The 23,588-nt window shown below is 60.9% G+C and carries 23 protein-coding genes; 6 read left to right on the top strand and 17 right to left on the bottom strand.

Annotated features, from left to right (window positions below):
* Positions 1-73 precede the first annotated feature (73 nt).
* The 3 genes from FHT29_RS17250 to argE all read right to left on the bottom strand — a co-directional run bounded on the left by FHT29_RS17250 (position 74) and on the right by argE (position 2,623).
* Positions 74-430 (bottom strand): cupin domain-containing protein, encoded by a 357-nt coding sequence (locus FHT29_RS17250; RefSeq protein WP_037197472.1) that lies wholly within the window; start codon positions 428-430, stop codon positions 74-76.
* A gap of 20 nt (positions 431-450) precedes the next feature.
* Positions 451-1,374: a glyoxylate/hydroxypyruvate reductase A gene (locus FHT29_RS17245; protein ID WP_047560293.1), complete on the bottom strand. Its 924-nt coding sequence runs from the start codon at positions 1,372-1,374 to the stop codon at positions 451-453.
* A gap of 124 nt (positions 1,375-1,498) precedes the next feature.
* The gene (gene argE, locus FHT29_RS17240) at positions 1,499-2,623 is read right to left on the bottom strand and encodes an acetylornithine deacetylase (RefSeq protein WP_210166105.1); all 1,125 of its coding nucleotides are present in this window, start codon (positions 2,621-2,623) and stop codon (positions 1,499-1,501) included.
* A gap of 265 nt (positions 2,624-2,888) precedes the next feature.
* Between argE and FHT29_RS17235 the strand changes: the two genes are divergently transcribed.
* Complete coding sequence (locus FHT29_RS17235) at positions 2,889-3,788, top strand: GNAT family N-acetyltransferase (protein WP_168599907.1); 900 nt, start codon at positions 2,889-2,891, stop codon at positions 3,786-3,788.
* Positions 3,789-4,096: 308 nt separating this feature from the next.
* Positions 4,097-4,342 carry a helix-turn-helix transcriptional regulator gene (locus tag FHT29_RS17230; protein ID WP_080760624.1) on the top strand — a complete coding sequence of 82 codons (246 nt, stop codon included), beginning with the start codon at positions 4,097-4,099 and terminating at the stop codon, positions 4,340-4,342.
* Between the two features lie 171 nt (positions 4,343-4,513).
* Here FHT29_RS17230 and FHT29_RS17225 read toward each other — a convergent pair whose 3' ends face one another.
* Complete coding sequence (locus FHT29_RS17225; RefSeq protein WP_047560179.1) at positions 4,514-5,005, bottom strand: hypothetical protein; 492 nt, start codon at positions 5,003-5,005, stop codon at positions 4,514-4,516.
* A gap of 124 nt (positions 5,006-5,129) precedes the next feature.
* On the opposite strand from FHT29_RS17225, the gene FHT29_RS17220 reads away from it, so the two are divergent.
* Positions 5,130-5,861 carry a response regulator transcription factor gene (locus FHT29_RS17220; protein ID WP_037197569.1) on the top strand — a complete coding sequence of 244 codons (732 nt, stop codon included), beginning with the start codon at positions 5,130-5,132 and terminating at the stop codon, positions 5,859-5,861.
* Positions 5,858-7,123: an ATP-binding protein gene (locus tag FHT29_RS17215; RefSeq protein ID WP_037197476.1), complete on the top strand. Its 1,266-nt coding sequence runs from the start codon at positions 5,858-5,860 to the stop codon at positions 7,121-7,123. The genes FHT29_RS17220 and FHT29_RS17215 overlap by 4 nt, the downstream gene beginning before the upstream one ends.
* A 396-nt stretch (positions 7,124-7,519) precedes the next feature.
* On the opposite strand, the gene FHT29_RS17210 is transcribed toward FHT29_RS17215, so the two are convergent.
* The 8 genes from FHT29_RS17210 to FHT29_RS17175 all read right to left on the bottom strand — a co-directional run bounded on the left by FHT29_RS17210 (position 7,520) and on the right by FHT29_RS17175 (position 15,974).
* Complete coding sequence (locus tag FHT29_RS17210; RefSeq protein WP_047560175.1) at positions 7,520-9,475, bottom strand: MacB family efflux pump subunit; 1,956 nt, start codon at positions 9,473-9,475, stop codon at positions 7,520-7,522.
* 3 nt (positions 9,476-9,478) lie between these two features.
* Positions 9,479-10,690 (bottom strand): efflux RND transporter periplasmic adaptor subunit, encoded by a 1,212-nt coding sequence (locus FHT29_RS17205; protein WP_037197479.1) that lies wholly within the window; start codon positions 10,688-10,690, stop codon positions 9,479-9,481.
* A gap of 106 nt (positions 10,691-10,796) precedes the next feature.
* Positions 10,797-12,257, bottom strand: a complete 1,461-nt coding sequence (locus tag FHT29_RS17200; protein ID WP_167669605.1) for an efflux transporter outer membrane subunit — start codon at positions 12,255-12,257, stop codon at positions 10,797-10,799.
* A 327-nt stretch (positions 12,258-12,584) separates the two neighbouring features.
* Positions 12,585-13,214: a hypothetical protein gene (locus FHT29_RS17195; RefSeq protein WP_047560287.1), complete on the bottom strand. Its 630-nt coding sequence runs from the start codon at positions 13,212-13,214 to the stop codon at positions 12,585-12,587.
* Between the two features lie 307 nt (positions 13,215-13,521).
* Positions 13,522-13,683 carry a hypothetical protein gene (locus FHT29_RS17190; protein ID WP_168599906.1) on the bottom strand — a complete coding sequence of 54 codons (162 nt, stop codon included), beginning with the start codon at positions 13,681-13,683 and terminating at the stop codon, positions 13,522-13,524.
* Positions 13,684-13,765: 82 nt separating this feature from the next.
* Complete coding sequence (locus tag FHT29_RS17185) at positions 13,766-14,617, bottom strand: AraC family transcriptional regulator (protein WP_037197480.1); 852 nt, start codon at positions 14,615-14,617, stop codon at positions 13,766-13,768.
* A gap of 64 nt (positions 14,618-14,681) precedes the next feature.
* On the bottom strand, positions 14,682-14,909 hold the full coding sequence (locus FHT29_RS17180) for a DUF1127 domain-containing protein (protein ID WP_037197481.1): 228 nt from the start codon (positions 14,907-14,909) through the stop codon (positions 14,682-14,684).
* 153 nt (positions 14,910-15,062) lie between these two features.
* Positions 15,063-15,974, bottom strand: coding sequence for a dihydrodipicolinate synthase family protein (locus FHT29_RS17175; protein ID WP_047560172.1), 912 nt, complete (start codon positions 15,972-15,974; stop codon positions 15,063-15,065).
* A 149-nt stretch (positions 15,975-16,123) separates the two neighbouring features.
* Between FHT29_RS17175 and FHT29_RS17170 the strand changes: the two genes are divergently transcribed.
* Both FHT29_RS17170 and FHT29_RS17165 read left to right on the top strand, forming a co-directional pair.
* Positions 16,124-16,828, top strand: coding sequence for a GntR family transcriptional regulator (locus FHT29_RS17170; protein WP_037197484.1), 705 nt, complete (start codon positions 16,124-16,126; stop codon positions 16,826-16,828).
* A 135-nt stretch (positions 16,829-16,963) separates the two neighbouring features.
* A complete protein-coding gene (locus tag FHT29_RS17165) occupies positions 16,964-18,106 on the top strand; it encodes a Xaa-Pro peptidase family protein (RefSeq protein ID WP_037197485.1) in 1,143 nt (380 codons plus the stop codon).
* A 69-nt stretch (positions 18,107-18,175) separates the two neighbouring features.
* On the opposite strand, the gene FHT29_RS17160 is transcribed toward FHT29_RS17165, so the two are convergent.
* The 5 genes from FHT29_RS17160 to FHT29_RS17140 all read right to left on the bottom strand — a co-directional run bounded on the left by FHT29_RS17160 (position 18,176) and on the right by FHT29_RS17140 (position 23,548).
* A complete protein-coding gene (locus FHT29_RS17160) occupies positions 18,176-19,225 on the bottom strand; it encodes a DUF2278 family protein (protein WP_047560169.1) in 1,050 nt (349 codons plus the stop codon).
* Positions 19,226-19,365: 140 nt separating this feature from the next.
* Positions 19,366-20,424, bottom strand: a complete 1,059-nt coding sequence (gene ugpC / locus FHT29_RS17155; protein ID WP_037197488.1) for a sn-glycerol-3-phosphate ABC transporter ATP-binding protein UgpC — start codon at positions 20,422-20,424, stop codon at positions 19,366-19,368.
* Positions 20,425-20,428: 4 nt separating this feature from the next.
* A complete protein-coding gene (locus tag FHT29_RS17150; protein WP_034510592.1) occupies positions 20,429-21,259 on the bottom strand; it encodes a carbohydrate ABC transporter permease in 831 nt (276 codons plus the stop codon).
* Between the two features lie 3 nt (positions 21,260-21,262).
* A complete protein-coding gene (locus tag FHT29_RS17145; RefSeq protein WP_037197490.1) occupies positions 21,263-22,198 on the bottom strand; it encodes a sugar ABC transporter permease in 936 nt (311 codons plus the stop codon).
* A gap of 90 nt (positions 22,199-22,288) precedes the next feature.
* Entirely contained in the window at positions 22,289-23,548 is a 1,260-nt protein-coding gene (locus tag FHT29_RS17140) for a sugar ABC transporter substrate-binding protein (RefSeq protein WP_047560166.1), read from the bottom strand.
* Between the last annotated feature and the right edge of the window lie 40 nt (positions 23,549-23,588).

Below are 23,588 nucleotides of genomic sequence, written 5' to 3'. Positions count from 1 at the left end.
GCCTGAAAGCGCGCCACGCAGCGAAGCTGCACGGTTGGTTCGGCTTCAAGAACGGGAAGATCCGCAACGCGTGTCATCCGGTCACGGTGACATAGATTTTGCGGACGGTCTCGATCGTCCGCCAGACGCCTTTGAAGCCCGGTTTCATGACGAAGCTGTCGCCGGCGCGGTAGGTAACCGGCGCGCCGCCGTCCTCGGTCAGTTCGATAACGCCCTGCAGGATATGGCAGAATTCGAAAGTCTCTCCCTTGATCGAGCGGGTCTCACCCGGCGTCGCTTCCCATATGCCGGTATTGACCGTTCCGTCGCGGGCGCTGTCCTGCGCCCAGGTCTTGAAGGACGGATCGCCCGAAATCAGCCGCTCGGGGAGGGCCTTGGATTGCTTCGGCTCGAATGTCGGTGTCGGATCGATGGCTTTCAGCAGGGACATGCGGTTCCTTTCAGGGGTAATCAGTAGCCGCGGCTGCGGTCGACGAGGCCGATGGGCTCTAGCCCGCTCTCGTGGCGGCGGATGTTGGTGATGACGGCATTTGCGGCAGTCTCGGGCTGCGTGACGCTGGCGACATGCGGCGTCAGAACGATCCTGGGGTGATGCCAGAGTGGATGCCCGGCCGGCAGCGGTTCGGGGTCGGTGACATCCAGGATAGCGCCGCAGAGATGACCGTCGTCGAGCGCGCGGATCAGGGCTGCCGCATCGAGTTGCGGGCCGCGACCGGCGTGCACGAGGCCCGCCCCCGGCGGCAGGGCAGCAAAGAGATCGGCGTTAAGGATGCCTTGCGTTTCGGGTGTCAGCGGCAGAAGGCAGACAAGGATATCGGTGCCTGCCAGGAACTCCGGCAACTGATCGGCCCCGTGATAGCAGGTGACCCCTTCGATACTGCGTGGAGAGCGGCTCCAGCCGCGAAGCGGGAAGCCGAAGGGGCACAGGCGCTCAAGAACGGCAAGACCGAGATTGCCGAGGCCAAGCACGCCGACACGCCGGTCGGACGCCTGGCGCACGGGCCGGGCGGCCCATTTCTGCGCTCTCTGCTGTTCGATATAGCCTGGAAGATCGCGATGTATAGCGAGCACCCCGAGCGTCACATACTCCTGCATCATCCGGGTGATGCCGTCTTCGACCATGCGCACGAGCTTGACCTTTTCGGGCAGGGCCGAAAGGGAGAACTGGTCGACGCCGGCGCCGATGGAAAACAGGATTTCCAGATTGCGATAACGGTCAAGGTCGGCGGGTGCAGTCCAGGTGATCAGATATTTGATAGCGTCCGGGTGGATGCTTTCAGCATCCGTGATGAAAGGAAGGCCCGGCAGCTCGCGCGCGAAAGCGGCCTTGAAGATTTTGGCCCGTTCGGCATCGGAATTGAATAAGAAGGCCATGGCTTTCCTTCGGGTTTGCTTGAGCCAGCTTGCCGTGCCCTTCACGGCAGGATGCATCGAAATAGGGCCGCGTGACCGCATAACGATGCGGATTTTTGCGGTCTTGCGATGCAATCGTGATGGCCTACAGAGCCAGACGATTCCCGAGCGCTTCGATCATCCGCACGCAGGCCGTGAGCTCAGCGAGTTCGATGAACTCATTGGCCTTATGCGCGCGGCCGATGTCGCCCGGGCCGCAAATAATGGCAGGCATGCCTGCGGCCTGATAGAGGCCGGCCTCCGTGCCGTAGCTGACGGCGGCAAGTGGCGTCTGTCCGGTCAGCTCTTCCATCAGCCCGGCCAGAGGTGCATCGGCGGCCAGCGATAGTGCGGGATAGCTGCTGAGCACCTCCCAACCGGCGGTAAAGCCGCGATCCGTCAAAGTGGTAAGACAAGCTTCGACTTCGGCGAGCAGACCGACCGGGTCGACACCTTCGATAGCGCGGGCCTCCAGCTCGATCGTGCATTGATCGGGAATGACGTTGACGGCCTGCCCGCCGTGGATGGTGCCGACCTGCAAAGAGGAATAGGGCGGTTCGAAATTTTCGTCGAACGGTCCCTTTGTCAGACGCCTGGCGGTCGTGACGGCTTGGTCGAGAATTTCTGCCATCGCGTGGATGGCATTGAGGCCGAGATCCGGGCGCGAGGAATGACCGGCGCGGCCGCCGATCGCGGCTCTGGCTGCCGCCTTGCCCTTATGGGCACGAATGGCGCGCATGCCGCTCGGCTCGCCGATGATGCATCCCAAGGGCGGAGCGCAGAGATCGGGAAGCCTGGCGATCATGTGCGGCACGCCGCGGCATCCGGCCTCCTCATCATAGGAAAACGCCAGATGCAGGGGGCGCTCGAGCGGTCGCCGTGCGATTGCCGGCAGGGCGGCGAGCGCACAGGCGAGAAAGCCCTTCATGTCGCTGGTGCCGCGTCCCGTCAGCCTTTCGCCGTCGCGCTGCAGCGAAAATGGATCGCTTGCCCAGCCTGGTTCGCCCGCGGGCACGACATCCGTGTGGCCGGAAAGCAGATAGCCCGGCTGATCGGCCGGGCCGACAGTGGCGAACAGATTGGAGCGATCACCTTCCGGCCCGGCGAGCAGGGTGACGCGCGCGCCGGCCTGCTCGAGATAGTCCGCAATCCAGCCGACGATCGCCTGGTTCGGCGTGCCGACGACGGATGGAAAGGCCACCAGCCGTTCAAGAATCTGATCCGGAGTCATTTCAATCACTGGAATATCCTGATTTGCCCGTAGCCGCGCCGCCAAGATGGCTTTCATCAACATAATATGCCGCAATGTCACCGGCTGCTGAAAGTGTTGCAGCTTTGGTGGAATCTTCCGTATTTGTGGGGCTCTCAAGCGCATTCTGTTGCGTAAGCGACGCTACAACCGATACAGGCAGTGTTGCCTGCAAATTGTGAATTCAAACCGAGCCCGGCAGCAATTCGGGTCACCTCTAATGTGCCTGCGAGAATGGGGGAGTGTCATGACTAATTCCAGTTCGATCCAACTGGAATCGTTTGAGCTGACCATGGGGGATATCGCAAACGCCGATGTCGATGCCCTGCATGCTCTGTCGCTGTCGGTAAGCTGGCCGCATCGAGCGGAGGATTGGCAGATCGTCCGCGAGCTGGGTCAAGGGATCGTGGCGCATGATTCGATCGGTCGTGTGCTCGGCTCCGCCATGCTTTTCGACTTCGGGCCGTATTTCGCCACCATCGGCATGGTGATCACCTCGCCGCGTTTGCAGACGCTGGGAACGGGGCGCTGGATGATGGATCATATCATCGCGCAGACCGGCTCGCGCCCACTTGGACTGAACGCGACCCGCTCCTCCAAGCGGCTCTATCAGTCTCTCGGCTTTAATGCCGAGCAGGTCGTCTACCAGTGCCAAGGCGAGGCAATCGCGCCGCCTGCCGAGCTTTTGCCGCCGGGCACGCGACTGCGCCCGATCGTCGAGGCCGACCTGGCAGAGGTCGCTGCATTGGATCTGGCCGCCTATGGCGCGGACCGCACGCTCCTGTTGCAACGTCTCATCGCAATCTCGGAGGGATTGGCGCTTGTCCAGGGTGACCATATGGTAGCCTTTGCGCTCTGTCGCCGCTTCGGGCGCGGCCATGTGATCGGCCCCGTGGTGGCGATGGGCGACGAAGAGGCGATTGCCGTTGTTCGACCGTATGTCGCCGAACGCGCCGGCGGCTTCCTGCGCCTCGATACCCGCCAGCAGACCGGTCCATTCCCGCAATTTCTCATGCGATCCGGACTTGCGATCCACGACACCGTCACGAGCATGTCGCTGCGACAGGTCTGGCTGCACGGGGACGGGCGTCCGCCTGCCGATGGAAAGCCGCTGACCTACGGTTTGGCCAGCCAGGCGCTGGGGTAGGTCACCTCCTCGGCGAATTTGCCCGCCGGAACGGACCTCGGCAGCGGCGAGGATTGCCGGTCGATCGGCTGTATACCCGGTCGGGCTGTGACCACAGCGTGTGACGCTCCCGATCATCCTTCCAGGGCGTCAGACGAGCCGAGATCTGTGGGATTGGCAGCTATGCGCTTCCACGCTTGCCAGTGCCGCATTGATGCCTATATTGAGCGAGCATTCGGCCGCGTGTTTAGGCCGAGATGCTGCTTGGCTGCAACAGCCGCCTTCACCCGGCACTTGATTTGCCGGCGGACTTTGGAAGGAGAAATTTCATGTCCATTACTCCGAACAATCTCGATAGTTCAAAGGCTTCTACAGTTCCCCATCAAGAAATCGCCGATGCCGTTCGACAGTCTCGCGAAACCATCGGTTACACGATCGGTGATCTCTCCGAAACCTGTGGGCTTACGAGCGAGGAAATTGTCGAAATAGAGGCTGGCGCTGAGGCTGATCCGGCAAAACTTCGGCGAATAGCCGCTGCATTGCAGGTTCCACCTTCAACTTTTTTCATAGTTTGATAGCAGGGCGCACCTTGACGGGTGCGCCCTTCGACTATTTCGAAGGCCGCTGCGACTGTTCTCGTTGAAGGCCTTGTTCATGCGCAGTTCGGCGCTCCGCAAGTTCGGTGCGCGTGCGATCGAGATGGTCGCCAACCGTTTCCTGAAATCGTTCGATTTTATGCTCTTCGGCTAGCAGACAGCGATGCCGACCAGTTCGCCATTGGTCGCGACCGGGCGCGCGCGTTGCCTGATCTGTGGCCCCCCTAGCTTCATCTGCCGACCGGCCGCTGGAACGCCAAATTCTTCTTCGACGTCGACGAGGATTGCCACGGCCAGATTTTCACCGTGGAAGTTCATGCTGCGGAATTGCTTGGCAAGCTGCGTGTCTGCCCGCAGGGTACCGGCTCTTTCGAAGCGGCAGTGCCCGTCGAGGTCACCAATCCGCGTGCGCCTATCGAAATTCGGGTCATGATGGACAGCGGCGCCATCGAAGGGCGGCTTCGGCCTGGAGTGTCGAATGGCTGCGCGCGGCGTGATGCCTTGAGCCCAGGATCCCGCCGATCCAGCGCGCGTTGCCGTGACTATCGGCCGATCGTACTTTTCCGAACCGTGATATGCTGTGCGGATGATCTCACCGGAGGCGTTTTCCCCCGTCATGAATGCGATTTTGTTGCTGAACATTTCTATTGTCGGGAATTTTGTAAACCAACATTTCCGGCGCGAGAAATTCCGTATTGGCGCCGCAAAACCCGTCTTTTCATGGAGTTGATAGTTCGTATAAGAGTTGAGAAACGGAATGAAGCCCATGACTGTTATCGCCGCACCGGATATTTTAATCGTCGATGACGACCACGAGATTCGCTCGCTGCTGAGCCGGTATCTCGAGGAGCAGGGCTTTCGCGTGTCGACGGCAAGCGACCTCCGCGGCTGCAATGATTCCCTCAATCGGCGCTCCCCCGATCTGCTTGTTCTGGATGTCATGCTGCCGGACGGATCAGGTCTCGATCTCTGCCGCGACCTGCGCAACAGGCGCCCGCGCGTTCCGGTCATTCTGCTGACGGCCTTAAAGGAGGATATAGACCGGATTCTCGGCCTCGAGATCGGCGCTGACGATTATCTCGGCAAGCCGTTCAATCCGCGTGAGCTGGCTGCCCGCATTCGTGCCGTGTTGCGTCGTACCAACGAGGACATGTCTTCCGAGCCTGAACAAAGGCGGTATCTTTTCGCTGATATGACCCTTGATCCGCAGCTCCGCCGGGTGACCAGGGAGAATGGCGAAGTGATCCCGCTGACCGGCGCCGAATTCGATCTGCTCAAGACCTTCCTCGAGCGGGCGGGGCGGCTTTTGTCGCGTGATCAGCTGCTCGACCTGACGCAGGGGCGTGATCGCGATCCCGCCGACCGCTCGATCGATGTCCTGATGAGCCGGCTGCGCCGGAAGCTCGGCGAAACCGCTGAGGAGCCGGTCTTCCGAACGGTCCGCAATGGCGGCTATCAGCTCGTCGTACCGGTGACGGCGGTCAAGGGCGATCCATGAAATCCCTCGGTGCGCGTCTGGCGCTGCTCCTGCTGACGGCTATCGTTCTGGTCGTCATTTCATCGTCTTTCGTGGCAAGCCTTGTCATGCGGGGACCCAGGCCGGACATGATGATCGAGCCGGAGGCACGGCAACTCGCCGTTCTGGCCGCCTTCGCCGAGAAGGACCGGGCCATGGCTGCCGCGGCGGGGTTGATTGTCGCTCCCAAGCCTGCCGACGGTCCGCGCGATGAGGAATTGTCCCGCTTTCTAGTCGAGGCGCTGCTTCGGATTTCCAGCATGCGCGAGGCGATCATATCGCGCCAATCGACCGGCGAGATGATTGCGTCGCTGAAGCTCTCCGACGGCAGCTGGCTCGTGACGCCGATGCCGCAACATGGTCCACCGCCGGGAGGCTGGAAGATTCTTGTCGGATGGCTCGGCCTTATCATCATCGGCAGCGTGCTGGTTTCCATCTTCGCGGCTTCGAAGATCATGAAACCACTTCGCCTGCTGGAGCGGGCCGTGGCCGAAGTCAACCCGGATGGCACGCTCCCACATATACCGGAAACCGGTCCGGGTGAAATTCGGGTCACCGCACAGGCGCTCAACGGCCTGTCGGCCCGAGTGAAGGCCTCCACGGAAAGCCGGATGCGGCTCGTGGCGGCTGCCGGGCATGATCTGAGGACGCCGATGACGCGGATGCGTCTGCGGGCGGAGTTCATCCAGGACGATGAAGAGCGGCGCAAATGGCTCGCCGATCTCGAGGAGCTCGACAGGATCGCCGACAGCGCGATTGGCCTGGTGAGGGAAGAGATTTCCAAGGACAGCCTGGAGCGCGTCAGGCTCGATACGGCCGTGGAGGAAATCGTCGAGGAGCTTCAGGCGATCCACATGAATGTCAAAAGCGGCGAGCTGGAGCCTGCGCTGATCTCTGCGGGGCCGCTGGCGGTCACCAGGGCGTTGCGGAATCTGCTCATCAATGCCGCCACGCATGGCCAATCGGCAACGGTCACCGTGACGCATCTCGGCAACAAGGCGGTGGTCAGAATTATCGATACCGGTCCCGGCATCCCCGAGGAGCGGCTCAATCAGGTGTTCGAGCCTTTCTTCCGCATCGACATAGCAAGGCAAAGATCCTTTCCCGGTGCCGGTCTCGGCATGGCCATTGCCCATGAGATCGTCACCCGCTTCGATGGCGAAATCACCGTGCGAAACCGGCAGCCTACGGGGCTTGAGCAGGTAGTTTCATTTAAGAGCGCCGACGGTAAATCCGCGAATTAAGCCATGCCGGTTCGCCCAAGTCTTCGCGGTGGGCACAACTCGGTCGCATTTTCGAACCGAGTGCCGGATTGCGACTGGCGTTTTGCAGAAAAACAAGATTTACTTGCGTAAGACTTTCGGAAGTTTCAATGGACGATAGTATTATAATAAGGTTACAGAACTTACCAAATAAAGCCGGCCCTTTGGCAAAGCCGAGACACTAAATTTCTCGAAAATGCCTCCTTTCAGAAACATTCAGAAATGTTCGAGCCGCGGACTGATGTAGTATCACAGTCGATCACAAGCTTGGCTCGAGCAGGCTTTGATCGCCCCGCATACCGGCTTCGCCATGACGCCCCCAACACGAATGGCGAAGCCGGATTATCTCCGAGGGCACCCTAAAATTTCCCTTGATAATCAGTCTCTTGAAAGCGCTGCGACCGGATCGAGCCGCGAGGCGTTGCGTGCCGGCAGGTACCCGAAGGTGAGGCCGATGGCGCACGAACACGTGAAGGCGAGAAGGATCGAGCTCGCCGAAAAAACCAATGTGAAATTGGACGCGAAATGATTGAAGGCGGCGCCGAAGCCGAGCGCTGTGGCAATGCCGAAAGCGCCGCCGAGGAGGCAGACCAGCACGGCCTCGATCAGGAACTGCTGCAGGATGTCCTGGCGCCTTGCACCGACGGCCATGCGCACGCCGATCTCCGCGATACGCTCGGATACCGAGACGAGCATGATGTTCATGACGCCGATGCCGCCGACAAGCAGCGAGATGACGGCGATCGCCGAGACGAGGAGGGTCATTGTCCTGGTCGTGGTGGTGATCGTCTGGCGGATATCGTCGGTATTGAGAATGAAGAAATCCTTGGTGCCGTGGCGGCGCTCCAGGAACTGCGTCACGGCCGCTTCGGCTGTTGAGCTTTCGATATCGTCCACGACGCGTACGGTGACGCTGCGCAGCGACATATCGCCGAGGAAGCGCGCCTGCACGCCGGTATAGGGCAGATAGACGGAAAGATTGTCGCTGGAGCCGAAGCCGCCCTGTTGGGAGGCAATGACGCCGATGACACGCACAGGCACCTTGCCGACGAAGATCGTCTGCCCGATCGGGTTGAGACCTTTGTCGGTAAACAGCGTCGTTGCGGTGTTCTGATCGATCACGGCGTCCTGCGCCATGAGCCTGATACCGTCAGCGTCAAACAGACGGCCGGCGACCAGTTTTGATCCCTTCACCGTAAAATAGGCGTCACCAACGCCGTTGATCAGCGCATTTGCTTCCGTTGAGCCGAAGCGCACGGTACTGCTCGTCGAGACAGTCGGTGTGACGGCTGCGACATAAGTGAGCTTCGCCAGCGCGTCGGCGTCCGCGACGACCAGGGTCTTTATGCGCCCCGACCGCATATCGCCGAAGCTTTTGCCGGGGAAAATCTCCAGCGTGTTCGTGCCAAGGCTGTTGATGTTTGCCAGGACCTTGCGTTGCGATCCCTCGCCAAGCGCGATGACGCTGACGACCGAGGCGATACCGATGATGATGCCGAGCATTGTGAGGAAGGTGCGCAGCCGGTGGGCCTTAAGTGCAAGCATCGCCATGAAAAAGGCTTCGGCCAGTCGGCCAGACATCTCGCGCCAGCTGGATTTGCCGAAACCGGCCTTGGCGACCGCTGTGCGAAGCCGGGGAGTTTCCTCCCGCGTGCGCCTATCGGCAACGATCCGGCCATCGGAGATTTCGATGATGCGATCGGCGCGGGCGGCCACATTCATGTCGTGGGTGACGATCACGACCGTATGGCCTTCGGCGTGCAGCTCGCCAAGGATGCGCAGTACCTCTTCGCCGCTTTGTCGGTCCAGCGCCCCGGTCGGCTCGTCGGCGAGAATGACATTGCCGTTGTTCATCAGCGCGCGCGCTATCGAGACGCGCTGCTGCTGGCCACCGGAAAGCTGGCCTGGCCGATGTCCTGCCCTTTCGGCCATGCCCAGGCGTTCGAGAAGTGCGGCCGCGCGCACCCGTCTCGCCTCGCCCGGTTGCCCGGCATAGATTGCCGGCACTTCGATATTGCCGATCGCGGTCAACTCCGAAAGCAGATGATAGCGCTGGAAGATGAAGCCGAAATGCTCTCGCCGCAGCCTGGAAAGCGCGTCGTTGTCGAGGCGATGCGTCTGCGCGCCGGCGATCGCATAGGTTCCGTCGGTCGGGCGATCGAGCAGGCCGATGATGTTCATCAATGTCGATTTGCCGGAACCGGAAGGGCCGACGATAGCCACCATCTCACCTTCGTCGATGGACAGATCGATGTCCTGCAATACGGCGATGGTGCGCTCGCCCGACTGGTATTCCCGGCGCACGCCCTGCAGTTCTATGATCGGGAAAGCCATGGTTCAGAACCCCATCGGCGGCGGCCCGCCATTGTTGCTGTTCGTCGTCGTCGCAGCGATGGCCTCGCCGATCACGACGCTCTCGCCCTCCGACAGGCCGGACTGGATCTCGGCCGTGACATTATTGTTGAGGCCGACCATAACCTTTCTGGAATTCTGCTTGCCATTTTGATCGACGACCTGAACGCTGTAGGAACCGTCGGCCAGCCTTGCACCGAGCGCGGAGGATGGAATGGTCAGCACGCTCCTGGCCTGGCCGAGGACGATGTGCACTTCGGCGGACATATAGGTGCGGAAATGATTGTCGTGGTTCGGCACGGCGAAGACGCCGTTGTAGTAGATCGCCGAAGACGACGAGGATGACGTCGTGCTGCTGCTAGACGATGTCGTGGTGGAAGAGGATGTGACGCTGCTATCGCTGGTGATCGATTCCGGCGCCGGTTCGATCGATTGCAGCACGGCGTCGTGGCGGGTGACGGGATCGCCGAGAATGGTGAAATAGACCGGCTGCCCGACCTTGACCTTGACGACATCGGCTTCCGATATCTCGGTGCGAACGATCATTGTATCGAGTTGTCCGAGAATGACGATGGTCGGCGCCGATTGCGCCGCATTCACCGTCTGGCCCTGCTGATTGACGATCGCGAGCACGGTGCCGTCCATCGGCGCGGTTATGCGCGTATAGGAGAGGTTGGCCTGCGCCGTTTCCACCGCTACCTCCGCCGAGGTGATCTGCGCATCGAGAGCGGCGATCTGCGCCGTGATCTTCTTAACGCTGGCTTCCGCGCTGTCCAGATCGGCCTTGGAGCCGGCCTGGTTGCGAAAGACGGTCTGCTGGCGGATGAGGGTCAGCCGCGCATTGGCAAGGTCGGCCTCGCTCTCCTGACGCTGCGCCCTGACGTTGGCAAGCGAGGCCTGCGCGATTTTGAGGTCGTTGCTCTGCGTCGTCGAGTCGATCTCGGCGATCAATGTGTCCTTCTTCACGGCATCGCCGAGCTTCACATCGAGCGCGGTAATGCGCCCCGAGACCTGCGCGCCGACTGCGACCAGCTTGACTGGCTTGAACGTGCCGGAGGCAAGCACGGCTTCTTCGACATCGCCGCGTGTCACCGGTGCGGTAATGGCGGATGATGTCTGCCGGTCGAAAAAGCCGTACCAGAAGAGGATGAGGCCAATAGCGGCGAGCAGGAGCAAAATCACAAATGCTAGCCGCATCGGTTTGAAGCCTCGGCGTGAGGGGGATCTCGCAGGGACTGCTTCTGCGGTTTGTTTCGGATTGATGGTCGCCGGTGCTTCTCGGTCTAGGGTGTTCAGCATGTGATTATTTGGCCATCGTCAAATGTGGACCGGTGTCGGTATCGACCACCGCGGGTTTGGAGACGTCGACATCACCGTCCCAGCCGCCGCCGAGCGCCTTGTTGAGCGAGATATAGTCGGTGGCGATCGATGCACGACTCTGAATGACGGCTTCCTCGGCGCTGTAGAGCGAGCGTTCGGCGTCGAGCACGTCGAGAAAGTCGGTAACGCCAGCCTTGTTGAGTGTACGCGACAAATCCGAAGCACGGTTGTAGGAGCTGCTGGAGGAGACGAGCTTGCCGTATTTCAATCGCTCCTGGGTGAGCGATACGACGGCATTCTCGACGTCTTCCATCGCCGAAAGCACGGCTGATTGGTAGGCGATGAAATATTGATCGCGCTCGGCCTTGGCGACGTCGACCGCCGCTTTGAGCTGGCCGCCCTGGAAGATCGGCACGGTCAGCGAAGGACCGAGCGACCATCCGATGGAGGATCTCTTGGCAAGGTCGCCGACGCTGGCGGCGGACGAGGAGATGTCTCCCGTCAGCGAAATGGATGGATAGCGATTGGCCTCGGCCTTGCCGATCTTGGCCGTATATTGCGCAAGTTGCCGTTCGGCCAGCCGGACGTCGGGTCGTGAGACGAGGATATCGGCGGGAATGCCCGTCGAGACGCTCATCTTGGGGCTGGGAATGGGAGCGCTGGCCTTGAGCCTCTCCTCAAGTGCCGCCGGCGGCCTACCCAGCAGTACGCCGAGACGATGAACAGCTTGGGCGTAGGAGATTTCGTAGGCCGGAATATCGGCTTCGGTGCTGCTCGCCAGAGCGTCTGCCTTGGCGGTGTCGACAGCGGTGGCACTGCCCGCCAGATATTCGGCATGGGTGAGGGCGGCGCTCTTGCGCTGCGAGACGGCGGTGCGCTTGGCCAGATCGCGCAGCGCCTGATATTCGCGTGCCTGCACATAATAGGAAGCGACATCGCCGATAAGGGTCAGCATCGTGTCGCGCAACTCCTCGTCGGCTGCATCGACGCCATATTTTGCCGCTTCGGCTGCGCGCTTGTTGCCACCGAAGAGATCGAGCTCCCAGCTGGCGTCGAAACCTCCATCATATAACGTGGAGAAGGTAGCATCGGTCGCGCCGCCTGCCGCGGCTGACGTGCGCGTGCGAGTTGCCGATGCGGTTCCCTCGGCTGTCGGCAGCAAAGCGCCTCTCTGCTCGCGATAGGTGGCGCGCGCTTCGCGGATCTTTGCCTTGGCAGTCGCGACGTCGAGATTGCCGGCTATCGCCTCCTCGATCAGTGCATCGAGCGTTGGGTCCTTGAGCTGCTTCCACCATTGGGACAATTGCGGCGCCTTCGCAGGCTTGGTTCCGGCCTTGCTGCCCCAGTGCGACGGCACGGCAAGGCCAGGCGTGCGGTAGTCCGGGCCAACGACACAGCTTGTCAACGTCACGGCGAGTGCGATGGCAGCAGCAATATTCGACAACCCTGTGTTTGAAGGCGAACATATCGGCAAGATGTCTATCCCTGTTCATGGATCATGTGCGCCGGCCTCGGTTCTGGCTCGGACGGAAGGCGGACCATTTGAGGAGGCAATCGGCTTTCCTTCTGCGGGAAGGGACGATGAAGCTCACGCGTCATTGGTCCGGGAACGCCGGGCGGGGCGTTCCCGGACCATTCGGCCCTTTGAGGGGCCGCTCCTTCCAATCGACGAGGGCGTCCGGGGGGAATCTCGATCGGTTGGAGGCGGAGAGGAAATGGTCTGTTGTGACTATGCAGTCGGATGTTCCCTGGTCGAATCCTCGATCGTCTATCAGCGGAATGCGTGAGGGCCTGGAACGAGGGATCGTTCCGCATCCTCAAGCTTTGCAAGTTGATCGGCGGTCAGGACGTTGCGCAGGGCGACGGCCTTGTCCTTGAGGACGGTTGCCTTGGCGGCGCTATCCAGCGCGTGATCGGCGACGAGTTCGCCAAAGAGTTCCTTCTGCTTGTCGGCGTCGTGATCGGGCTGCGACGCAGCAGCGTCATCCGGGAGCGGCGGGCCGGGTGGACGATGTTTCGGAAAAGCCAGAAAATCCGACAGCGCGCTGGTGTAGTCCCGCCAGGCATCGAGCTGGGCGCTGTGAATGCCGATCAGCGTTTCCATGGCCGACAGCTTGCCCGCAAGCTCGAGAGCCGGATCCGGCCCATGATGGAAGCCGCCGGGCGGCTCGTTTGGCGGCATGGGCATGCCGGCGCCGAAGGCCATCATCGGCCCTTCGGGATGCGGGCCCGGGCAGGGCCAGCCGCCCGGCATCATGCGGCCCGGCATGGGTTGCGCCGCCTCGATGCCTGGGGGCTTCTGCGTATCGGGCGTGGCAGCCGGCTCGGCGGCGAGCGCGGAAACGGCAACGCCGCCGATGGCTGTTATCAACAAAGTTGCGACGATGTGTCGTTGCCTCATGATCAGTACCTTCATTACGATTTACTGATGCTGAGGCTAGCGAGGCCGTATGAATGCAATAGGTCCCGATATTTCCGAATGTTTCTTGGCGAAGGAATGTTGCGAACGAAGTTTGCTGGGAGCGCGGTGGCAACAATTCTTTACAACTTTCCTGCGGAGGACACGCAGGGGGCGAAATCTGCGGTCCGTCGCGCCTGGTAGCTATATTTTCCTTTAAATCATCATGGAAAGAGCCGCACCTTGGGCGCGGCTCTTTCCATGATGATGGCCCGATGAAAGCGCGGCTCGAGGCGCTTCGGTCGCATCTCTATTCCTTGGTGCTCAACGCAGCCGAGGTTGACTGATCGGCTTCCCTGAGTGCAGCGGCGCACTCCTCGCAGCAGACCTCGACCGACTTGCCGCCGAGGTTGACCTTGATGGTCTCTGCACCCAATTCGCGGTCGCAAGCGGCGCATGTGGTTCTCTTCATCTCATAACCCTTTCCTGAATGATCCCCCGATCGGGGCAGGGTCATGAGAGCACCGTTGGCCCTATCGGCGCTGTCGGAATCTTTAGCGACTGATGTAGCGCTTCGGTTTCAGCTGCGCCGAGCGCTGGAATTCGGCGGGTGTCAGGCCATAGGTCTGCTTGAAGGCGGCGCTGAAATGGCTGTGGCTGGAAAAGCCGAGATCGAGGCCGAGCATGGTCAGGTCGTCGTACCGGCCAAGAAGGTCGAGCGCGCGGGCCAGCCGCAGCCGCAATTGATAGCGATAGAGCGGCATGGCTTCGACCTGCTGGAAGACCTGCGTGAGGTAAACCGGCGAGACACCGACCTCCTTGGCGATCTCTGCGAGCGTCCATCGCCGGGCGAGATCGGAAGACAGGACGAGCTTCGCCCGATCGACAAGCTTCTGCCGGCCGAAGCTGGCACCGGCCGCATGTGAGGTGCGCTCGCCAAGCGAGCGGCGCACCAGGGTCAGAGCCAAGGTCTCGCCCTCGAGGCTTTCGGCTATGTTGCGGCTCAGGCCGTGGCGAAGAAGGGCGACGAGCGCCTGCGCGCGCGGGTCGACGCGACGGCGTTGGCGGCGGAAGACGACGCCTTCGCCGGCCTGCACCTGTTCCTTCGGCGCAAGCTCTTGGAGTACAGCCTCGTCGATCGCCAGATCGAGACAGGAATCGCCACCCTCGACCGGATGACTGATCCTGTAGTCCTGTCCGCCGTTGAAGAAGATGACCTGATTGGCCTCGGCGACAACGTCATTCTGGCCGACATGCCGCTTGAAGACGCCGCGATAGGGGTAGACGAGGCTTGTCTTGTGAGCGCATTCCTCGTCGCTCTTGTGTCGGCATTCGCCATTGCAGACGACATCGCGGATCATGACGGTTTTCGTCTTCAGCAGCAGAGCCGTCGAAATTTGTGACATACCGCAATCCCCATCGAGCCGTAGGGCTCCGCTGCCCGAGCCTAACACATCTCGCGCCGGCTTTTTAGTAGCGGCTGTAAACATGAACGTCGCTTCCCGCTTGACCGCGTGAAAGCCCGATATCCTTCAGCTGATCGTCGGAGAGCTCCAGAAGTGCGTTTCGATTGCGCCGTTCATTCATCTTGTGCATCAGCAGCCGCGCGACGGCTGCAATGGCAGAGAGGGGCGTGCGCCGAACCTTGAGGCCGACACGAATGCGCGCGGATGAAATTGTGATGCTGGGGCTTTGCATGGTGATCCTCCACCGTTGGTTTCGATGGAGGCAGTCAACCACTCCCACGGCGTCCGCGCTGTCAGATAATTTAGCGATCGAACAGGGCCGATCGTGTCGCCGCAGGGGGAGGCAGCCGGCAACCGCTGTCGCAGCGGTCGCCGGCGTTCAAAATCAGGCGGCGGTACGAACCTTCGACGGGCGGGTGGCCGCTGCCTTTTCGACCATCGCGGTAACCTCGGCGCGACGGGCTCCGGAAAGCGGCAGGCGCGGCATACGGACGCGCTCCGAGCCACGGCCCATGATCTGCTCGGCAAGCTTGATGGACTGCACGAGATCATGCTCGGCATCGAGATGCAGGAGCGGCATGAACCAGCGATAGATCTTGCGTGCTTCCTCCCAATCGCCACGCTCGGCGGCGGCAACCAGTTGCACCGATTCCTGCGGGAAGGCGCTCGTCAGGCCGGAGACCCAGCCCTTGGCGCCGAGCATCAGGCCCTCAAGCGCGACATCGTCCAAACCTGCAAAGATATCAAAGCGATCACCGAAAGCATTAATGAGATCCGTGAAGCGGCGCGGATCCGGCGCGCTCTCCTTGACGGCCTTGATGTTCGGCACGTCGGCAAGCGCCTGCAGCACATCGGCGCCGATGTTGACGCGGTAGGCGGGCGGATTGTTGTAGAGCATGATCGGCAGCGAGGTCGCTTGCGCAACAGCGCGGAAATGCGTGATCAGTTCTTCAGGCTTCGGCACATAGACCATTGCCGGCAGCAGCATCAGGCCGTCGGCGCCGAGCTTCTCGGCATCGCGGGCGTAGGCGACTGCCCGGCGCGTATCGAGTTCGGAGACGCCCGTGACCACAGGCACTCGACCGTTGACCACCTCGACGGCGGCCTTGAGAATGGTGCGCTTTTCCTCGGGGTCGAGCGAATTGTTCTCGCCGCATGTTCCCATGACGATCAAGCCGTTGACGCCATCGTTGACGAGCGCGTCCTGAACGCGCTGCGTTTCGGGGATATCAACGGAAAGATCTTCCTTGAATTGCGTCGTTACGGCGGGAAATACGCCCTTCCATCCTGTCGTCATCGTTCGATCCTCATTGGAGATGAAGGTCTTATATACAAACTGTCGACAAAGCTCAAGAAGCGTGGCATGAAAGTTTAACAAGTGGTGGCCGGCCTTGCCGGGGCATGTGAAAAGGCAATATTGGAGCCTTGGCTGCGAGGGGTATCCGAATGCAGAGTGATGCGGAAAATGTGCGGGTGCGGGGGTCCGGCACGCAGAGCGTCTATGTGACGCTGCGGCGGGAGATATTGTCCATGGCTCTCGAGCCAGGAAGCCCGCTCGACGAGGTGCGGCTTTCGGAGCGTTTCGGCATGTCGAGGACGCCGGTGCGCGAGGCGCTGCTTCGCCTTGCCGCCGACGGACTGGTAACGACGCTTCCGAACAGGAACACCATCGTCGCCACGATCGATTTCGCCGGCCTTCCCACCTATTTCGAGGCGCTCACGCTGATGTATCGGGTGACGACGCGTGGCGCGGCGCAGAGACGCGATGCAGCCATCATGCGAACCATTCGCGCCCATCAGAAGGATTTCGCCGACGCCGTGCTTGCGCGCGATGCCTTTGCGATGATCGAGGCGAACCGCGAGTTTCACGTCGCCATCGCCGAGCTCGCCGGCAACCCCTACTACACGACATTTTTCACGCGCCTGCTCGACGAAGGGCGACGCATCCTGCGGCTCTATTATTCCACCTTCGATGACCGCCTGCCGCGTCAATATGTCGATGAGCATGAAGAGATGATCGCCGCGATCGAGGCCGGCGATGTCGAGCAAGCCGATAAGCTCGCGATCGATCACGCCGCCCAGATCGTCCGACAGATCCAGGATTATGTCGCCCGTGACATGGATAGGCCAGTGGCGGTCAAACTGGGCTGAAAGCCGGCCACGCAAGCGGCCGGTAATGACTGCATTTTATCTGTCGACATTTTGCCTACAGGGTCGCTAGTGTCGATATCATTGTATATGGCACCAAAGCGCATTCGCCTGGGATCATTGAGGAGAGTTGAAAACATGTCGTGGCAGCATCCCGTACCCCGGATCACCCAGGAGGAAAGGCAGGAGCGCCTTTCAAGGCTTCGCCGGCTACTCGATGCACAAGGCCTGGCCGGCATGCTGATCGGACCGAGCGAGAGCCTGCGCTATTTCACCGGGCTTGTCTGGCACGCGAGCGAACGGTTCCTCGGGGCGTTGGTCACGCCGACCGAGCTTTATTACATCGTCCCCGGCTTCGAGCGCAGCCGCGTCGAAACCTTGCCGCGGCTGCCTGCCGAAATTCTCGAATGGCAGGAGGAGGAAAGCAGTGCCGCGCTGATCGCACGTCTGCTCGGCGATGCCGGTGTTCTGGCACTTGACGACAGCATGCCGCTTTTCTTCTATCACGCTCTGGCGGCCAAGCTCGGGACTGAAAGGCTGACGAACGGCGGGCCGATCATCAATAGCCTTCGCCGGATCAAATCGCCTGCTGAGATCGCGCTCATTCACTATGCGATGAACCTGACGCTCGATGTGCACAAGCAAGCGCATGCCTTGCTCAAGCCGGGAATCCGCGCCTCCGAGGTGGTGGAATTCATCGACCGGCGGCATCGGGAGGCGGGCGCCCATGGCGGCTCGACTTTCTGCATCGTGTCCTTTGGCGAGGCAACGTCACTCCCGCATGGCGCCAATGGTGACCAGACGCTCGGCGAAGACGATGTCATTCTCGTGGACACCGGTTGCCGCATCGACGGCTATCACTCCGACCTGACGCGAACCTACAAGCTGAAGACAGGCGACAGCGCCTTCGAACAGGCCTGGGCGATCGAGCGCGATGCGCAGCAGGCCGTTTTCGATGCCGCAAAGCTGGGCGCAACCTGCTCAAGTCTGGATGATGCTGCTCGTGCCGTGCTTGCCAGATATTCCCTGGGGCCGGACTATAAGCTGCCAGGACTGCCGCACCGCGCCGGCCACGGCCTCGGGCTGGAAATCCATGAGGAGCCCTATATCGTGCGCGGCAATGCGACGACGCTTGCTGCCGGCATGTGCTTCTCGAACGAGCCGATGATCGTCTTTCCGCAGAAATTCGGTATCCGGCTCGAGGACCATATCCACATGACGGCGGATGGTCCGCGTTGGTTCACCCAGCCGTCCAAGGGGCCGACCGAACCATTTTCCTGATGGCAGGCGACCCCGGCGCTCCGAAGGGAACTAACGCCGGGAAATGCCTGAAGAACGTATGAGCCGTGCTCACGCCTGGAACGGAATAGTACGTCCCGGCTGCTTAGCCTGATCCTTGGTATAGGAGACACCGTGGACCTTGATGCCCTGCGCATTGAGCAGGGTGATGATCCCGCCCTTGTTTGAGAGTGCAACGGGAGGGTGGATTTCGACAACCTGCGTCGCGCCGGCAGCAATCGAACCTGCGAGCGGCATTGCGTTCTTCTGCTTGTCCTTGATTTGCCAGCCGGTGAGATCGACGGGCACATCGGCGGTATTCAGCAGCGTGACGGTTTCGCGTTCGGGCGTCTTAACGTCGTTGACATAGGCGGCGATGATGCGCACCAGCCCGTCCGGTACATCGAAGGTCGGGATGGCATCACGGTCGACCGGCGCATGCGGCAGGTTCGGATGATCCCGGCTCGGCGCGACGATGACGGACCCGTCCGTGTCGTCCGAATGCCACGCCTGCGTCTGGAATTTCATGAAGATCGCGACCCATTGCTGCTCGCGAGGAAACTCCAGTATCAGGCCGCCGTCCTGCCATGGACCGTTCTGAGAGGCGTATTTTCCGCCCGGATTGCCCTGATTGAAATGGATGTCATGAATGCCGCGGCCGGGTTTGAAGCCGAAATATTGATCCGCCTTGTTATTCTCCGGTCCCCAGGTCTCGCCAAAGGCATAGATCATCGCCTGTTCGTCCGACATGGCGCGCTGAATGTAACTATCGATCTTTTCGTTGAGATCGTTGTCGGGGCCTGCCGCCGAAATCGGAAGCGGTTTCAGTTCCCAGGGCTGCATGAGATTGCCGCGAATGAAATCGAGCGCGACGCCACCGGGTTGGCTGGGCGTCGGGTGCAATCCTTCCGGCAGCTCGGCCAGCTGTGCCGTGATTGGATGTTCAAAGCGGTCCCGCACGAGGAATTCGACCTCGCTTCCGTCCTGCGAACGCACATTGACCGCGATGCGATACAGCGTTCCATTTTCCGAAACGAGCACCTGATAATGCGGGCTCGAGCCGGTCGCCAGGCGATTGTTGATGGGTCTGCCTTTGAGCACGGCGTAATTGTTAAGCGGCATGACATCCTCCCTGGTCTATTTTAGGAAGAGCATAGTGTCGTACTTGAATGAAACTTCTGCGACATTAAAAGATAGCCGCGCGCGCGTCAAAGTTCTATCAGTTTGCGCTGTTTGGCTCCGGCGAGGAAAAAAGTCGTCGCTTAGGTCGCTCTTTTTCCCTCTTCATCGAAGACGTGCAGATGCTGCGGCGGAAAGGCGACATTCACCTGGGTACCGGCGCTCAACGCACTGCGATCCAGCGTGAACACCTTGAACGGCAGGCCATGCAGAGAAAGGTGCAGGATGATGCCGAAACCCGTAGGCTCGAGAAGCTCGACATTGGCGGCCATATCGGACTGATCCGAAGAGAGGACGACATGCTCAGGCCGGATGCCGAGGGTCGCCCTGACGCCTGACCGCAAGTTTAGCGGCGCCGGTAGCGGCACGACGGTGCCGTCCTTCAGCTTCATGCTGCCCGTTTCATAGGTCGCATCGAGAAAATTCATGCCGGGTGAGCCGATGAAGCCGGCAACGAAGAGGTTGGCGGGGCGGTCGTAGAGCTCAAGGGGGCTCCCGACCTGCTGGACCACCCCGCCATGCATGGCGACAATCCGGTCCGCCAGCGTCATCGCCTCGATCTGATCGTGGGTGACGTAGATCGATGTCGCTTTCAGGTCGCCATGCAATTTCTTGATTTCGGCCCGCATCTGTTCGCGCAGACGGGCGTCGAGGTTCGACAGCGGCTCGTCGAAGAGGAAGGCTTTCGGCTGGCGCACGATGGCGCGTCCCATGGCGACGCGCTGACGCTGGCCGCCGGAAAGCGCCTTCGGGCGGCGCTCAAGCAGGGGATCGAGGCCGAGCTTCGCGGCAGCTGCCGCGACCGCTTTCGCGATACTCTCCTTCGCCATCTTCCGAAGTCGCAGGCTGTAGCTCATGTTGCCGGCGACATTCATATGCGGATAGAGCGCGTAGGACTGGAAGACCATGGCGATGTCACGGTCCTTCGGATGCAGCTCGTTGACGCGCTTCTCGGCGATACGGATCTCGCCGCCGCTGATGTCCTCCAAGCCGGCGATCATTCTGAGCAGGGTCGACTTGCCGCATCCCGATGGGCCGACGAGGACGACGAACTCCCCATCCTTGATCCTCAGATCGATGTCGTGCAGCACCTGCACATGGCCGTAGGCCTTCTTGACGTTCTGGATATCGATCGATGCCATGTGACTAACCCTTGACCGCGCCGGCCGTCAGGCCCTGCACGAGATAGCGTTGGATGAGCAGGAAGAAGAGTGCGGCCGGAATGAGCGCCATGACGCCCGCTGCCATCATCTGCCCGAAATCCACCGAGAATTTCGAGACGAAGGTGAGAAGCCCGACCGGGAAGGTCGCGGCCTGATTGCCGTTGATCAGCATGAGCGCGAAGAGCAGCTCACTCCAGGCGGCCGTGAAGACGAAACCGAGCGTCGCGGCGATGCCGGGCAGCGTCAGCGGCAGGATGATCTGCCGGAAGGCGATAAACTGGGTCGCGCCGTCGATCATGGCAGCCTCTTCCAGATCCTTCGGAATGCCGTCGAAGAAGGACTGCATCAGGAAGGTGGCGAAGGGCACGTTGAAGGCCGTGTAGACGACGACGAGGCCGGTGAGACTATTTGTCAGATGCAGCGGCGTCAGGATCTTGAAGATCGGCGCCACCAGCATGACCAGCGGAAACATCTGGGTGAGCAGCATCAGCGCCACGATCCAGTACTTGGCGCGGAAGTTGAAGCGCGAGAGCGCATAGCCGGACAGCGAAGCGCAGATGGTCACCGCAATCGCCGTCGAGCCCGAGACGATCAGGCTGTTCTTGAAGAATGTCGGGAAGTCGCTGTGCTGCAGCACGAAAGCATAGTGTTCCCATGTCGTGCGCGAGGGCCACATGCGCACGCCTTCCGTATAGAGCAGGTCGTTCGGCGTCACCGAGACCTTCAGCAGCCAGAAGAGCGGGAAGAGCGCGAAGACGACGTAGCAGAGGATCGCCAGGCGATGCGCGATAGTCGGGAGAACGGATCGTCTCATGGCTCAATCCTTGTTCAGCAGGGTCTGCCGCAGCAGGATGATCAGCATGGAATAGGCAAGCAGCAGGACCAGCAGCACCAACGCGATGGCCGAGGCATAACCGAAGTCCAGCCGCCTGAAGGCCTGCGTGAAGATGTAGCTCGCGACGATCTGCGTGCGGTCGGCCGGTCCGCCGCCCGTCATGACGACGATCAGGTCGGCGAAATTGGAAACCCAGACCGTACGCAGGAGTACCGTGATGGCGATGGTCGGCGCGAGGAAGGGAAGCGTGATAGAGCGGAAGCGCTCGAACCAGCCGGCGCCATCGATGGAGGCCGCTTCATAGAGATCGCGCGGGATTGCCTGAAGCGCGGCCAGCAGCGTGATCGCAAAGAAGGGGATGCCCCACCAGACATTGGCGATGATCGGCCCCCACATCGCATAGTGCGGATCGGAAAGAATGTTACCCGGCTCGCTCATCAACCCCATGGCGTAAAGCCAATGCGGGATCGGGCCTATGACGGGATTGAAGAGCCATGACCAGTTGAGGCCGGCCAGGAACGAGGGAACCGCCCAAGGCAGGAACACCAGCGCCTGCACGATCGACCTGCCGAGGAAGGGCTTGTCGAGCAAAAGGGCGAGGATCAGCCCGAAGATGAATTGCAGCACGACGGATGCGCCGGTCCACCAGAGCGTGTTCTTCAGCGCGCCGTAGAAGGCTGCATCCTTGGAGAGGTCGCGGAAGTGCTGCAGGCCGATGAAGCCGCCCGAAAATGGATTGAGCAATTGGATATCGCGAAATGCGTAGGAAATGCCGATCGCCAGCGGCACCAGCATCACGGCTATGATGAGGATGAGGGCAGGGGCGCTGTAGAGATAAGGCTCCGAGGCGTCGGCTAGGCGTTTCAGCCACGGCCTTTGGTCGTGACGCCTGTCGAGCGTGTCGGTGATCGAAGTCATCTGCAAGAGTTCCCGTTCGCGGCGTTCGGACGCCGTCTGTTTCAGGTGGGCAAGAGCGGCGGCGGATCGCTCCGCCGCCGGATATGTGGATTATTTCTTGGCAAGGAACTTCTGCTGCGCCTTGGTCAGATAGTCTGCCCACTGATCGGCAAGATCCTTCGCGGAGATATCGCCGAGCAGCGCCTGCTGCGAGGTCTTGATGGCGAGCGAATCCTTGAAGAAGGCGAATTCCTCAAGGTAGGTTGGCATCACTGTCGGAACAGTGTCCTTGTCGGCCAGTTCCTGGAACCAGCCCTTGAACTGGTCACCGGCATAGAAGGGATCCTTCTCCGCCGCCGTATAGGCCGGCAGGGCGCCAATCTTCTTGTTCCAGGTGAGGTTGCCTTCCGGCCCCTCGAGCGTTGCGATCAGCTTCCAGGAGAGATCCTTGTTCTGGCTGGTGGAGAACATCGACCAGCCGCCATAGCCGATGGTCGGGAAGGATTTTCCGTCCGGTCCCTTCGGCAGCGGCGCAACGCCGAAATCATCCTTTTTCATGCGCTCGGCGACAGCAATCAGGGCGTCCGGGTCCTGGTCGAGGAAGGCGCAGGTGCCGGAATAGAAGCCGGCAACGACTTCGTTGAAGCCCCAGTTGACGCTATCCTTCGGCGCCAGGCCCTTCTTGTAGAGATCGACCATCCATTCGATGCCCTTGGCCCAGCCCGGGCTGTTCATCGTCGAGGTGCCGTCATCCTTGAAGTATTTGTTGTCGCCGGCCATGGAGGCGGCAAAGATCATCCAGCCGTTCAGGCCGCCCGGCCCGCCGCGCATGCAGTAGCCATATTTGCCCGGCAGCTTCGAAACCGCTTCGGAAGCCTTGACGAAATCGTCCAACGTCTTCGGCGGCTCGCTGACGCCGGCGTCCTTCAGAAGCTTCTTGTTGTAGAACATGGCGCGCAGGTAGAAGCCGTAGGGCAGCATATAGGCGGTGTTCTTCACGTCGCGGCCGAGCTGGAGTGCGCGCGGCGTCAGTTCCTTCGTGTGATCCCACTTCGCCAGGTAAGGTTCGAGGCTTTCGAGCATGCCGTTGTTACCATAGAGCGAAAGCCAAGTGTCCGGCATTTCCATGACGTCGGGCGTGTCGCCGGCAGAGACCATGGTCGCGAACTTCTGGAAGGCTTCGTTCCAGGGCAGCGAGATGATATCGACCTTGGTGCCGGGATTGGCTGCTTCGAACTGGGCGACGATCGACTTCAGCGTCTCGGTGCGCTCCGGGCTGGTGATCACTTCGACGAGCTTCAGCGTCGTGTCGGCAAAGGCCGTGCCGGTCATCATGGCGGTGAAGAGTGCTGCGGTTATCAGTCTTTTCATGCTTGGTTCCCCCTTTTTAGGTTTTCCTTTTGGGTTGCTG

It is taken from the genome of Rhizobium sp. SG741 (assembly GCF_012275435.1).
In the GTDB taxonomy this organism is placed as follows: Bacteria; Pseudomonadota; Alphaproteobacteria; order Rhizobiales; family Rhizobiaceae; genus Rhizobium; species Rhizobium lusitanum.
The sequence above is the reverse complement of the archived record's forward strand: the minus strand, read 5'-3'. Positions and strand labels throughout refer to the sequence as shown.

What these genes read in the sequence shown, in the direction of transcription:
- FHT29_RS17250 (WP_037197472.1), bottom strand. Translation starts at nt 430, where the DNA reads ATGTCCCTGCTGAAAGCCATCGATCCGACACCGACATTCGAGCCGAAG.
- FHT29_RS17245 (WP_047560293.1), bottom strand. Translation starts at nt 1,374, where the DNA reads ATGGCCTTCTTATTCAATTCCGATGCCGAACGGGCCAAAATCTTCAAG.
- argE (WP_210166105.1), bottom strand. Translation starts at nt 2,623, where the DNA reads ATGACTCCGGATCAGATTCTTGAACGGCTGGTGGCCTTTCCATCCGTC.
- FHT29_RS17235 (WP_168599907.1), top strand. Translation starts at nt 2,889, where the DNA reads ATGACTAATTCCAGTTCGATCCAACTGGAATCGTTTGAGCTGACCATG.
- FHT29_RS17230 (WP_080760624.1), top strand. Translation starts at nt 4,097, where the DNA reads ATGTCCATTACTCCGAACAATCTCGATAGTTCAAAGGCTTCTACAGTT.
- FHT29_RS17225 (WP_047560179.1), bottom strand. Translation starts at nt 5,005, where the DNA reads ATGTTCAGCAACAAAATCGCATTCATGACGGGGGAAAACGCCTCCGGT.
- FHT29_RS17220 (WP_037197569.1), top strand. Translation starts at nt 5,130, where the DNA reads ATGACTGTTATCGCCGCACCGGATATTTTAATCGTCGATGACGACCAC.
- FHT29_RS17215 (WP_037197476.1), top strand. Translation starts at nt 5,858, where the DNA reads ATGAAATCCCTCGGTGCGCGTCTGGCGCTGCTCCTGCTGACGGCTATC.
- FHT29_RS17210 (WP_047560175.1), bottom strand. Translation starts at nt 9,475, where the DNA reads ATGGCTTTCCCGATCATAGAACTGCAGGGCGTGCGCCGGGAATACCAG.
- FHT29_RS17205 (WP_037197479.1), bottom strand. Translation starts at nt 10,690, where the DNA reads ATGCGGCTAGCATTTGTGATTTTGCTCCTGCTCGCCGCTATTGGCCTC.
- FHT29_RS17195 (WP_047560287.1), bottom strand. Translation starts at nt 13,214, where the DNA reads ATGAGGCAACGACACATCGTCGCAACTTTGTTGATAACAGCCATCGGC.
- FHT29_RS17190 (WP_168599906.1), bottom strand. Translation starts at nt 13,683, where the DNA reads ATGAAGAGAACCACATGCGCCGCTTGCGACCGCGAATTGGGTGCAGAG.
- FHT29_RS17185 (WP_037197480.1), bottom strand. Translation starts at nt 14,617, where the DNA reads ATGTCACAAATTTCGACGGCTCTGCTGCTGAAGACGAAAACCGTCATG.
- FHT29_RS17180 (WP_037197481.1), bottom strand. Translation starts at nt 14,909, where the DNA reads ATGCAAAGCCCCAGCATCACAATTTCATCCGCGCGCATTCGTGTCGGC.
- FHT29_RS17175 (WP_047560172.1), bottom strand. Translation starts at nt 15,974, where the DNA reads ATGACGACAGGATGGAAGGGCGTATTTCCCGCCGTAACGACGCAATTC.
- FHT29_RS17170 (WP_037197484.1), top strand. Translation starts at nt 16,124, where the DNA reads ATGCAGAGTGATGCGGAAAATGTGCGGGTGCGGGGGTCCGGCACGCAG.
- FHT29_RS17165 (WP_037197485.1), top strand. Translation starts at nt 16,964, where the DNA reads ATGTCGTGGCAGCATCCCGTACCCCGGATCACCCAGGAGGAAAGGCAG.
- FHT29_RS17160 (WP_047560169.1), bottom strand. Translation starts at nt 19,225, where the DNA reads ATGCCGCTTAACAATTACGCCGTGCTCAAAGGCAGACCCATCAACAAT.
- ugpC (WP_037197488.1), bottom strand. Translation starts at nt 20,424, where the DNA reads ATGGCATCGATCGATATCCAGAACGTCAAGAAGGCCTACGGCCATGTG.
- FHT29_RS17150 (WP_034510592.1), bottom strand. Translation starts at nt 21,259, where the DNA reads ATGAGACGATCCGTTCTCCCGACTATCGCGCATCGCCTGGCGATCCTC.
- FHT29_RS17145 (WP_037197490.1), bottom strand. Translation starts at nt 22,198, where the DNA reads ATGACTTCGATCACCGACACGCTCGACAGGCGTCACGACCAAAGGCCG.
- FHT29_RS17140 (WP_047560166.1), bottom strand. Translation starts at nt 23,548, where the DNA reads ATGAAAAGACTGATAACCGCAGCACTCTTCACCGCCATGATGACCGGC.